The sequence below is a fragment of the Candidatus Fonsibacter ubiquis genome (assembly GCF_002688585.1).
GTDB lineage: Bacteria > Pseudomonadota > Alphaproteobacteria > Pelagibacterales > Pelagibacteraceae > Fontibacterium > Fontibacterium commune.
Map to the genome: position 1 here is coordinate 955548 of NZ_CP024034.1, position 12272 is coordinate 967819.

The window sequence follows — 12272 nt, forward strand, 5'->3', positions numbered from 1 at the left end:
AATTTAAAAAATAAAAAATGTATAATTTAATTTTAGTAAGACACGGTCAAAGTCAATGGAATTTAGAAAACAGATTTACAGGATGGTATGACGCTGAACTTACTAAACAAGGAGTAGAGGAAGCTAAACAAGCAGGTTCTTTAATTAAAAACCTCAAACTTGATTTTAATTTTGCTTTCACTTCTTTTCAAAAAAGAGCGATTTTAACACTGGAAGAAATAAACAAAAAACTTAATTTAAGTATTAAAAATATATTTAAAGCTTGGGAATTAAATGAAAGACACTATGGAGCTTTACAAGGGCTCAATAAGGAAGAAACAGCAAAAAAACACGGTGAACAACAAGTAAAAATTTGGCGAAGAAGTTATGATATCCCTCCTCCACCCATGGATAAAAGCAATCCTAATCACCCTATTCATTACCCAATTTATAAAAATATTAATCAAAATTTAATTCCTGACACAGAGTCCCTTAAGGATACTTTTAAAAGAGTTATTCCTTATTATGAAAAAAATATTTTGCCAGTTTTAAAAAAAGAAAAAAATATAATTATCTCAGCTCATGGAAATAGCTTAAGATCTCTTTGTAAAAAAATATTTAATATTACAGACAGCTCAATTATTGAACTTGAAATTCCAACAGGAAATCCAATTCATATTATATTTAAAGATGATATGAGTTTATCAAAGTATTTATATTTAGATCAAAAACGAGCCAAAAAAATCTTAATTAACTAATAAGATCTAACTTTTTTAACTTCTCGTAAATATTTAAGTCAGTTACGTGATAAAATATATTTTGTGCAACTTCGCCAACCATTTTCTTATCAACAATTGCTTCATCCCAAACAGGTTGAATTGAAAAATTTTCATTCTTTTTATCTTTTAATAAAATAGGATTAATAATCTGACAGCCTGTAAAAATTAAATTATTAGTATCGCCAGCTTGTCTAAACAAAAAAGGATTTGATTTTATGGTAAAATCTCCCTTTAAAGTTTCATCGAAACTATTTTCTCTTTTAATCATTAAAAGACCTGAATTTGCGTTAAATTTAGTAAAATTTTTATATAAATTTTTTAGAGGTGATAAATATTCATCAGACCAAATAGTATCGCTATTAATAGAGATAAATGGTTTGTCTAAAAAAAATGATAAAGCATTTCTAATGCCGCCTCCTGTCCCTAAGATTTCTTTTTCTTTAAAAATTTTAATATCGTAAATACCTTTATTAGTTTCTGCAAAATTTTCTATTTGTTCACCAAGGTGATGAGTATTAATTGCAAAATTTTTAACTCCAAATTTTTTTAGAAAATTTAAAGTGTTTGCAAGTAAGCTTACATTATTAATTTTTAGTAGTGGTTTTGGCGTAGTATTAGTAAGGGGAAGAACTCTTTTTCCAAAGCCTGCAGCTAAAACGATTGCTCTTTCAATCATTTACCTTTTAGGCACCACTCAATAATTCCTTTTTGACAGTGCAGTCTATTTTCAGCTTGCTGCCAAACAACTGATTGTTTGCCATCAATCACTCCAGCACTTACCTCTTCTCCTCTTTGTGCAGGTAAATCATGCATAAAAATTGCATCTTTCTTTGCAACTTTCATTAATTTCTCATTAACTTGAAAGTGTTTAAAAGCTTTTCTTTTTTTACTTAAATTTCCCTTATCTCCCATGGAAATCCATTTATCCGTCATAATACAGTCTGCATTAACTGCTGCATCTTTTGCATCGTGTAATATTTCAAAATCTGCCTTTTTCTTTTTGGCCCAAGCTATAACTTTTTTAGAAGGCATGTAACCTTTTGGACAAGCAATTTTTAATTCAAAATCAAATTGTGCAGCAGCTTCTATTAAAGAGTTAGTAACGTTATTACCGTCACCAACCCAAGCAATTTTTTTGCCTACAATAGATCCTTTGATTTCTTCAAAAGTCATAACGTCACTTAAAATCTGACAAGGATGACTATCATTGGTTAACCCATTAATAATTGGAACGGTTAAAAGTTTAGAAAATTTTAATAAAGTATTATGTTCAAAAGTTCTAAGCATAATAATATCAGAAAAAACAGAGAATATTCTTGCAGTGTCCTCGATGGTCTCACCACCAATACCCACATGCAAATTTTCTGAATTAATAACAATTGTTTGACCACCTAACTGTCTCATTGCTAAATCGAAAGAAAGTCTTGTTCTTGTTGATGGTTTTTCAAAAACCATAAGTAACATTTTTCCCTCTAAAGGATTATCTTTATCAACTAGAACTTTACCTTTGTTGTTTCTATTCTTTTTTCTTGTCTTAGAATTTTCAACAATCTGTCTTAATTCTTTTTTTTCAATCAAACTTAAGTCTAAAAAATGTTTCATAATTAAAATTCAGAGCAAGTTTTTGCGATTATTCTTATCGCTTTATCAATATCCTTTTTTTCAACAATAAGTGGGGGTAATAATCTTACAACGTTATCGCCAGCTTTAACTGCTAGCATCTTATTTTGAAATAAATGATCTAAAAACTTATTATTATCTATTTTTAACTTAATTCCTCTTAAAAGACCAATCCCTCTGACCTGTTCAATGACATTACTATATTTTTTTTGCAGCTCTTTTAATTCCTTTTCAAAATAATTACCAACTTCTTGAACATTTTCTAAAAATCCTTTTTTTAAAATTATATCCAACACAGCATTACCAATGCTCATTGCTAAAGGGTTTCCTCCAAAAGTACTTCCGTGTGTTCCAGGTTTCATTCCAATTGCAACTTTTTTATTTACTAAACATGCGCCTATAGGAAAACCTCCACCAATTCCTTTTGCGATAGGAACAATATCTGGATCAACATTTGCCCATTCAAATGCAAATAGTTTTCCAGTTCTTCCAATTCCACACTGAACCTCATCTAAAATAAGTAAAATTCCACTATCATCACAAAGTTTTCTTAAAGGCTTTAGACAATAATCCGGAACAACTCTAACTCCACCCTCGCCTTGAACTGTTTCAAGCATGATTGCGGCGGTATTTTTTGTAATGGCTTTTTTTAAAGCCTCATGATCACCAAATGGAACTTGATCAAAACCATCCACTCTAGGCCCAAATCCTAGAGTATGCTCTTTATTATTGGCTGCAAATAATGCAGCTAAAGTTCTTCCATGAAAGGCTCCTTCAAAAGTAATAATTCTGTTTCTTTCAGGTTGGCCAATTTCAAAAAAATATTTTCTTGCCACTTTTATACTTGCCTCTGTTGCCTCTGCTCCAGAATTTACAAAAATAACAAAATCTGCAAAACTATTATCCGTTAATCTTTTAGCTAATCTCTCCTGTTCCGGAATTGTAAAAACATTTGATACATGCCACAACTTCTCAGATTGTTTTTTTATAGCTTCTACTAAATAAGGATGACAGTGGCCCAATGAATTTACTGCGATGCCCGATACAAAATCTAAATATTTCTCACCTGCAGTTGAAGTAAGGTAAACTCCCTTTCCTTCAGAAAAAGAAACATCTCTCCTTTTATATGTGCCTAATATTGAACTCATGAAAATTAGCTTTTAATTCTATAGCCTTTTTTAAAAAGGATATAACATATTACCCATAAAGCTAAATTGATAAATGTTAAATAAAAAAATCCTAATATAACTGATCCATCAGCTTGGCCTAGAAAACCATATCTAAATCCGTCAATGGCATAAAAGAAAGGGTTAACATGACTAATGAAATAAAATACTGAATGTAAATTTTGTATAGAATAAAAAGTACCTGACAAAAAAGATAGGGGAACAACAATAAAATTTGTAATTGTTGCCATATTATCAAACTTTTGTGCCCACAAACCTGTAATAAATCCTAAACATGCAAGCATTGAAGATCCAAGTAACGCAAATAAAATAATTATAAAGATGTTATAAATCGGGATATGAGCAAAAGGTATCATTACTAAAATTGAAAATAATCCAATAATTAATCCTCTAGTTATTGCGCCGAGCAACATCGCACATGTTACCTCCATTGCGCTTAACGGTGGATATAATATGTCAACAATATTTCCCTGTATCTTAGCGATCATTAATGAAGAAGAAGTATTTGCAAAAGCATTTTGCAATATCTGCATACAGATAAGGCCCGGTAATATAAATACACCGTAATCATGACCTAAAACATTGTTTCTATTTAGGCCTAGAGCCACAGTGAAAACTGCTAAGAAAAGTACAAGAGTAACTATTGGAGAAAATACTGTTTGTATCCAAACATTTAAAAATCTTAAAATTTCTTTTTTATAGAGCGTGTAAAAACCAATCCAATTTATGGACATCGCCTTAGGAACTCTAATTTTATAATCTTTAATTGCGTTCATATTTTTAAGTATTATTAAAATATACAGATAAATGTGGATAAATTTATGTAAATTAAATAAATCACTGATTCTTCTGCACTTTTTTAACCTATATATGGTATAATTTACTTTAGCTTAGACTACATATAGTATTTAACACGTCTTTATGGGATGGACACCAGAAAAAACTGAGCAGTTAAAAAAACTTTGGAACGAAGGGCATACTGCAAGTCAAATCGCTGCAATGCTTGGCGATGGAATTTCAAGAAATGCTGTTATTGGAAAGTCACACCGCTTAGGACTTGCTAGCAGATCTCATTCTAGAAATATTTATATTCAAAAAAGTGAAAATAAATTTCATCACAAAAATAGTGTTCCATTAAAAAGATTAAGAAAACCTCGAGGTCTTAGAGCTATTGTAATTGAAAAAGATTTTGAACCTGAAAATCCAACAAGCTTAGAAAATTTAAACGAAAAAACTTGTAGATGGCCAATCGGTCATCCTGATGAAGCTAATTTTTACTTCTGCGGAAGAAATCCCATGGAAGAAAGAGTTTATTGTAAATTACACGTTCTTCATGCTTACCAACCTAAAGGTTGGAAAAATGAAGAAGAGGATAAGAATACAAAAGTAACAGAAGAGCTTCCAGAGTTTTTTGAAAAGAAAATTAAGTCTGCTTAATTTAAATATCTAAAGAATACCCAGAAGACCTTACAGTTCTAATAAGCTCTGGCAAACCTTCAATATTAATTGCTTTTCTAAGTCTACGAATATGTACATCTACCGTTCTAGCTTCTACGTTAATTTCATTACCCCAAATATTATTTAATAGCTGCTCTCTTGAATAAACTCTTTTTGGGCTTTTTATTAAAAAATCTAATAATCTAAATTCGGTTGGCCCAACTTTTATTTCCTTATCTCCCCTAAATATTCTTTTAGTAATTCGATCAACTTTTAAATCGTGAAAAATTGAAATGTCCTCTACAAGAGTAGGTTTTGTTCTCTTTAGCAAAGATTTAACTCTTAATAAAATTTCTTTGTAACTAAAAGGTTTTGTAACATAATCATCTACACCTGACTCAAAACCACGAACCTTATCCTCCTCTTCACTTTTAGCTGTAAGCATAATTACTGGAATATTTTTTAATTTATTAATTTTTTTAATTTGTTTGCAAACTTCTATCCCGGAAAAATCAGGTAACATCCAATCTAAAATAACTAGATCAGGTACATTTTTTTTTATGCTTTGAATTCCTTCTTCGCCAGTTTCGGAAAAGTTTACTTTATAACCTTCTTTTTCAAGATTGTATTGAAGAAGTGTAATAATTGGCTTTTCATCTTCAACAATAAAAATATTTGCTCCCATACTACTTATTTAATGAAGCAGACTTATCTCCTTTTTTTGATCTTGTTCCTTTTATTTGATCGCCTGTTATTAAAAAGTAAACGTTTTCACAAATATTTGTTACGTGATCTCCAATTCTTTCAATATGTTTTGCTGCAAAGAGTAAGTGTGTAGAAATCTCTAAATTATTTTTATTAGCCTTCATAAATTTAATTAATTCATCCATTACAAAATTTACGAGTTGATCCACCTCTAAATCACTATTCCAGACCCTAAATGCCGTATCTTTTGTTCTTTTGGAATATGAATCTAAAACATCTTTTAAATTTTTTTGAACTACATTTGCAGCTCTTCTAAAGCTATCAGCTATTTCATTAGGGACATCGAAATTTAAATGCCTAACTCTTTTTGCAATATTTTTTGAAAGATCTCCTATTCTTTCTAATTCAGATGAAATTCTCATTGAAGACACAGTTTCTCGAAGATCAATCCCCATAGGCTGTCTTAGGGCGATTAGGTTAATTACCAAATTTTCAATTTTTATATCAAACTCATTCATTAAAAAATCTTTACCAGAAACTTTATCGGCAAGATCTTGATCTCTTTTTAGAAGTGCAATCATTGAATTAGAAAATTGGCCTTCTGCCAATCCACCCATTTTAACAATTGTATTTGTTAACTCTTGCAGCTGCCCTTCATATGATTTTACAATGTGCTCTGTCATTTAACCAAACCTTCCTGTTATGTAATCTTGGGTCATTTTATTATCTGGGTTTTTAAAAATTTTTTCAGTTAAGTTAAATTCCATTAATTTACCTAAATGAAAAAATCCTGTATTTTGCGAAACTCGAGCTGCTTGAGACATAGAATGAGTCACTATAACGATTGTATAAGATTTTTTTAATTCATCAATTAATTCTTCAATTTTTGCAGTTGCTATTGGATCTAACGCTGAACAAGGTTCATCCATTAAAATAACTTCAGGGTTAATTGATATTGCTCTTGCTATACAAAGTCTTTGTTGTTGACCTCCAGATAAACTTGTTCCTGGCTGATTTAATCGATCTTTAACTTCTTCCCATAAGGCTGCCTTTTTTAAACTATTCTCTACAATCTCATCTAGTACATTCTGACTTTCTGCTAGCCCATGAATTCTTGGGCCGTATGCAATATTATCATATATACTTTTTGGAAATGGATTTGGTTTTTGAAATACCATGCCTATTCTTTCTCGAATTTTATTAACATCTACATTTTTTTCATTTATTTCGCTTCCATCAACTTTTATTGACCCATCTACTTTGCAAATATCAATCACATCATTCATTCGATTAAGACAACGTATAAAAGTAGATTTTCCGCAACCAGAGGGACCAATTAATGCTGTTACTTTTTTTTCCATCAAGTCCAAATTAATATTAAAGAGAGCCTGTTTTGCTCCATAATAAACATTTAAATTTCTAGTTGAGATTTTAATTTTATCGTTATTCATTCTATGACCATTTTTTCTCAAATTTATTTCTTAAATAAATTGCAAAAGAGTTCATTATTATCAAAAAGAATATCAAAATAATTATTGTTGCTGAAGTTTTTTCAACAAAACCTCTTTCTGCAGATTCTGACCATAAGTAAACTTGAACGGGCAATACCGCTGAAGGGTCTAGTGGAGTTGAAGGGACAACGTTAATAAAAGCAACCATTCCTATTAAAAGTAAAGGAGCTGTTTCTCCAAGAGCCTGACTAAGGCCAATAATTGTTCCAGATAAGGTGCCTGGCATTGCAAGCGGCACAACATTATGCATCACTGTCTGTACCTTAGAGGCGCCAAGAGCAAGTGCTCCCTCCCTAATTGATGGGGGAACCGCTTTTAAAGCTGCGCGGCATGGAATAATTATTCTAGGTAATGTCATTAAAGCAAGCACCATCCCTCCAACTAATGGAGTTGATCTTGGCAAATAAAAATAATTTAAAAATACTCCAAGGCCCAAAAGTCCAAATACAATTGATGGAACTGCTGCAAGATTATTAACATTTACCTCTATGATTTCAGTTATCTTATTTTTAGGAGCAAATTCTTCTAAATAGATTGCCGCTAAAATTCCAAGTGGGAAGGATAAAAGCAAACATACGAATAATGTAAAAAAGGACCCAACCAATGAGGATGCCACTCCAGCAAGTTCTGGCTCTCTTGAATCTGCATTAGTTAAAAAAGACCAATTAAGTTTTGAAACAATCTTATTATTTGAAATTAATTCATCATAAATTTTTAGTTGAAAATCTGAAAATCTCCTTCTGTCCTCGGGAATATCCCTTGGAAAGTTACCCTTATAAACCTGATCTAGATCATCAGAAAGTGTTAGAGAAACTTCATAACTTTTATTTAAAACATCTCTATTGTTTAAAAAAAACTTTTTAATCTCAAGTTCTGCATCAATACTGACAATATCTATTAATTCAGCTTGCTTTAATTCAGGGGCAGATGGAGCAAGAGCAAGTAAAGCATCCTTTAAAATTTCATCAAAACTAGTTTCCCTAATTTCTTTCTCAGAAGAATTATTATTTAGTCCTAATTTTTTTTGGTCAAAGTTTACATTTAATAATATTTCTGTTTTTAAAAAAGCACCGGAGCCTTTGCTAAAAATATTAAAAATTAATATAAATAAAAACGAAATTGCTAAAAATATTGATAAAATTCCATATAATTTAAATCTTTTTTCAGCGTTGTAACGTTTTTTAAGAAGCACTTCTTTTTGAATGTTATTCATACTTCTCCCTAAATTTTTTAACAATATTAAGTGCGATAATATTTATTATTAGTGTGAAAAAAAATAATGTAATTCCAAGAGCAAAGGCTGCCTGGGTTTTTGGATTGTTAAAAGATTGATCACCAATTAAAATTGTTACAATTTGAGTAGTAATTGTAGTTGATGCCTCAAGAGGATTAAAGGTTAAATTTGCTGCAAGACCAGCTGCCATAACTACAATCATTGTCTCTCCAATGGCCCTTGAGATTGCAAGCAATATAGAGCCAACGATTCCTGGCAGTGCTGCTGGTAAAACAACTTTTTTTATCGTCTCAGATTTTGTTGCACCGATTGCTAAAGATCCTTCCCTTAAGGACTTTGGAACTGCATTGATAACATCATCAGTTAATGAGGATACATAAGGGATTATCATAATTCCCATTACAACACCTGCTGCAAGTGCACTTTCTGAGGAAACGTCTAGGCCAAAATTTTCTCCAATAAGTCTAAAAAAAGGACCAACAGTAAGTGCTGCAAAGAACCCGTAAACTACGGTTGGAATTCCAGCTAAAATTTCTATTAGTGGTTTAATAATTTTTCTTAATTTTCTTGAAGAGTACTCAGCCATGTATATTCCTGAAAATAATCCAATTGGAACCGCAACCGACATTGCAATCATTGCAATAAAAAAAGTTCCCCAAAATAATGGTACTGCACCAAAAACATTCTCAACATCTGCAGTCTGAACAGATGCATCTCTAACAAATGCACGTCCGGGAGCCCAGTTTGTACCTGTAATAAAGTCAAAAATAGAAACAGATGTAAAAAACTTAATACTCTCAAAAAGTAAAGAAAGTACAATTCCAAGAGTTGTAAATACTGCAATCGCTGCACAAAAAAACATTAAAACTTTTATTACTTGCTCTATACTTTCTCTTGCCTTTATATTTTTTAAAATTTGTAAATATCCAAAAGTTAATGAAAATATTATTGCACTTAAAATAACTGCTAATTTAGATAATTCTAAGATTCTATTTATACTTAAAAATTTTTCAGAATAAGGAATTAAATTTTCAGGAATAGGTCCTGTAAATTTTTTTTCAGCAATTGCTTTAATTTCAGAAAATATTAAATTTAATTTATTTTCATCCAATAAAGGATCAATTTTAAAATCTGCTAATATAAAAATTTTAACTAAGAATAACTCTGAAAAAGACCAAAAAAATAATATAATTAAAGCTGGAATTCCACACCAAGCTGCAAGATAGTAGCCATAATATTCTGGCAAAGAATGAAACTTTTTTCCACTAACTTTTGAGGTATTTAAAATCTTTGATTTTCCAAAGAAATAACAAGAAAAGCTAAAAATTACTATTAAGGTTAAAATAACTAAATTCATATAAACTTTTTTTTCTCTTTTAACTTTAACCTTAACTTTTTTTAACCTAGAGCCGAAAAATTAATTTCGGCTCCAAGTTCAATTAATTAACTAAAATTTAGTTCTTCATCGCTACTAAATTAGTTGCAACATCTCTAACTTTTTCCTCTGTTTCTTTAGCATTTGGAACTAAACCAACTTTAAAAAGATAACCCGTTGCACCAACTGCTGTTTTTCCTGTGTATTCAGCCAAGAATTCTCTAAATCCAGGAATTACAGTAGCGTGAGCTTTTTTGGCATACAAAAATAATGGCCTCGCGACAGGATAAGTATACTTTTGTATTCCTTCAATTGTTGGTGCAATTCCATCTATTTTTGCAGCCTTAATTTTATCTTTGTTTGCAGCAAGGTAACTGTATCCAAAATAACCAAAAGCATTCGGAGAAGAGCCAAGTTTTTGAACGATTAACGTATCATTCTCGCCAGCTTCAATTACAGCAGCATCCTCTCTGTATTTTGTACAATTTTTTGGATCTGTTAATTTTTTAAAAGCTTCGTCACAACCCTTGCTCATTATCAAATCATCCCACGCATCACGTGTTCCAGATGTTGGTGGAGCAACTAAAATTTCAATTTTTATAGCTGGTAAGGATTTATCAATCTCATTCCAATTTTTATATGGATTTTTAACAAGCTTACCATCAATCACTACATCATGTGCAATTGCTTTCCATAGTTGAGCTTTTGTAAAATTAGCATCTTTACCTTTGATTGAATGAGCAAGTGTTAAACCATCGTTACCGATAGGTAGCTCAATAATTTCTGTGACACCATTTTTAACACAAAGTTCCATTTCATCTTTTTTAATTGCTCTAGATGCTCCTGTCATATCAGGATGTTGCACGCCTACGCCGCCACAAAAAGATTTAAAGCCACCGCCTGTACCTGTGCTTTCAACTACTGGTGTTTTAAATTTTCCTTGCTTTCCAAATCTTTCTGCAACTACTGTTGTGTAGGGATATACGGTTGAAGATCCAACTATTTTTATTTGATCTCTTGCATTTGCATATGAAGTAATCATCATCACAAAAGCTGAGAGAATTATTATTTTGTTTTTAATCATTTTATTTTCCTTAATTGTTTAATTGATTAAGGAAGTAGTTTATTTAAATGATTTTATTATTACATTTAGGTTACAGTTTTGTGACAAAACTAACTTTTTGATTGAAAAATCTAATATTTTTCAACTATAACTTTAAGCAAGAGGTAGTTGCACCTCAAATTCACTGCCTTTATTCAAATTGCTGTATATTTTAAATTCACCTCTATGCTGATTAACAATGTGTTTTACTATGGCAAGCCCAAGCCCTGTGCCGCTAATTTTTAATTTTTTTATATTTTCAGCCCTAAAAAATCTTTCAGTAACTCGGTGAATGTCCTCTTGTGCTATTCCAACTCCATTATCAATTACAGAAATCGAAGTATAATTATTAAAAATTGGTTTCTTATCAGAATTTCTAATTTCAACTATTGATGAATTATGACTATATTTTATTGCATTATCTAAAAGATTTAGAAAAACAGCAGATAATTTTTCTTTATCACCAATAACAAATTTTTCATTATCATTAATTTTAAATTTTATAATTATATTTTTTTCCTTAGCCTTATTTGAATTTAATAAAATAATATTTTCAATTAATTCTATTATATTAACCTTATCTTTTGGGCGAATATGTTCTTGTAACTCAATTCTACTTAAAGACATTAGATCATCTAATAATCTTTCCATTTTTCCTGCTTCCTCTTTCATTATATTTATAAATTTCTTTTGAGATAATGGATCATCTTTTGCTGAGTCGGAAATAGTCTCGAGAAATCCTTTTAATGATACCAATGGTGTTCTTAATTCATGACTGGCATTTGCAATAAAGTCAGAACGCATATTATGGCTTTTTCTCATTTCAGTAAAATCTCTAATTAAAATTAAAATTTGATCAGATTTTATTATGGCAAGACTGACTTTATAAAATTTGAATAGCGGTATATTTAACTCGACTTCTAATTTCTTTTGTTTTTTATCAATTTTAATTTGATCAATTGCTTCTAGTAATTCAGGAATTCTTATTTCGCTACCAATGTGTTTGCCTTCTAAATCAGCACCAAAGTTTTCTATGGCTACTTTATTATTATAAACAATAATATTAAATTTATTTAAAATTATTATTATATCTTCTAATTCATCAATAAAAATTTTTTGCAAATCGTCTTTGCTTAATTCTTTTTTTGAACCAGAAATTATTGGTATGTTATTTGGTCTATTATTCTCTGTTTTATAAAAAAAAATAATTGCAAAAAAAATATTAATTAATACTAGTGCTTCAATTTGAATTGCTTCAAAATAAAATAATATAAAACTACTGGTAAAGCCAAGAATTGATAATATTTTTATCATATTTCTTTATGGCCTTTTAAATAATAATT

The 12272-nt window shown here is 30.2% G+C and carries 13 protein-coding genes; 2 read left to right on the forward strand and 11 right to left on the reverse strand.

Annotation, left to right across the window (positions count from 1 at the left end; genetic code table 11):
* Positions 1–17: 17 nt before the first annotated feature.
* On the forward strand, positions 18–737 hold the full coding sequence (gene gpmA / locus CR143_RS05180; protein WP_099340764.1) for a 2,3-diphosphoglycerate-dependent phosphoglycerate mutase: 720 nt from the start codon (positions 18–20) through the stop codon (positions 735–737).
* Here the strand turns inward: gpmA and CR143_RS05185 are convergent.
* From CR143_RS05185 to CR143_RS05200, 4 genes are read right to left on the reverse strand one after another with little or no spacing between them, the layout of a single operon-like run.
* The gene (locus CR143_RS05185; protein WP_099340765.1) at positions 730–1434 is read right to left on the reverse strand and encodes a sugar phosphate nucleotidyltransferase; all 705 of its coding nucleotides are present in this window, start codon (positions 1432–1434) and stop codon (positions 730–732) included. The genes gpmA and CR143_RS05185 overlap by 8 nt on opposite strands.
* The gene (gene argF / locus CR143_RS05190; protein ID WP_099340766.1) at positions 1431–2360 is read right to left on the reverse strand and encodes an ornithine carbamoyltransferase; all 930 of its coding nucleotides are present in this window, start codon (positions 2358–2360) and stop codon (positions 1431–1433) included. The genes CR143_RS05185 and argF overlap by 4 nt, the downstream gene beginning before the upstream one ends.
* Positions 2361–2362: 2 nt before the next feature.
* The gene (locus CR143_RS05195) at positions 2363–3526 is read right to left on the reverse strand and encodes an aspartate aminotransferase family protein (protein WP_099340767.1); all 1164 of its coding nucleotides are present in this window, start codon (positions 3524–3526) and stop codon (positions 2363–2365) included.
* 5 nt (positions 3527–3531) lie between these two features.
* Positions 3532–4341, reverse strand: coding sequence for an ABC transporter permease (locus tag CR143_RS05200; RefSeq protein ID WP_099340768.1), 810 nt, complete (start codon positions 4339–4341; stop codon positions 3532–3534).
* A 145-nt stretch (positions 4342–4486) separates the two neighbouring features.
* On the opposite strand from CR143_RS05200, the gene CR143_RS05205 reads away from it, so the two are divergent.
* The gene (locus tag CR143_RS05205; RefSeq protein ID WP_099340769.1) at positions 4487–5002 is read left to right on the forward strand and encodes a GcrA family cell cycle regulator; all 516 of its coding nucleotides are present in this window, start codon (positions 4487–4489) and stop codon (positions 5000–5002) included.
* Between the two features lies 1 nt (position 5003).
* Here CR143_RS05205 and phoB read toward each other — a convergent pair whose 3' ends face one another.
* From phoB to CR143_RS05240, 7 genes are all read right to left on the reverse strand, one after another.
* Entirely contained in the window at positions 5004–5687 is a 684-nt protein-coding gene (gene phoB, locus CR143_RS05210) for a phosphate regulon transcriptional regulator PhoB (RefSeq protein ID WP_099340770.1), read from the reverse strand.
* Position 5688: 1 nt separating this feature from the next.
* A complete protein-coding gene (gene phoU, locus CR143_RS05215) occupies positions 5689–6390 on the reverse strand; it encodes a phosphate signaling complex protein PhoU (protein WP_099340771.1) in 702 nt (233 codons plus the stop codon).
* Positions 6391–7158 (reverse strand): phosphate ABC transporter ATP-binding protein PstB, encoded by a 768-nt coding sequence (pstB, locus tag CR143_RS05220; protein ID WP_099340772.1) that lies wholly within the window; start codon positions 7156–7158, stop codon positions 6391–6393.
* 1 nt (position 7159) lies between these two features.
* Complete coding sequence (pstA, locus tag CR143_RS05225) at positions 7160–8431, reverse strand: phosphate ABC transporter permease PstA (protein ID WP_099340773.1); 1272 nt, start codon at positions 8429–8431, stop codon at positions 7160–7162.
* Entirely contained in the window at positions 8424–9809 is a 1386-nt protein-coding gene (pstC, locus tag CR143_RS05230) for a phosphate ABC transporter permease subunit PstC (protein WP_099340774.1), read from the reverse strand. Before pstC ends, pstA begins: the two co-directional genes overlap by 8 nt.
* Positions 9810–9906: 97 nt before the next feature.
* A complete protein-coding gene (locus tag CR143_RS05235; protein ID WP_169696845.1) occupies positions 9907–10911 on the reverse strand; it encodes a substrate-binding domain-containing protein in 1005 nt (334 codons plus the stop codon).
* Between the two features lie 132 nt (positions 10912–11043).
* A complete protein-coding gene (locus CR143_RS05240; protein ID WP_099340775.1) occupies positions 11044–12243 on the reverse strand; it encodes a sensor histidine kinase in 1200 nt (399 codons plus the stop codon).
* Between the last annotated feature and the right edge of the window lie 29 nt (positions 12244–12272).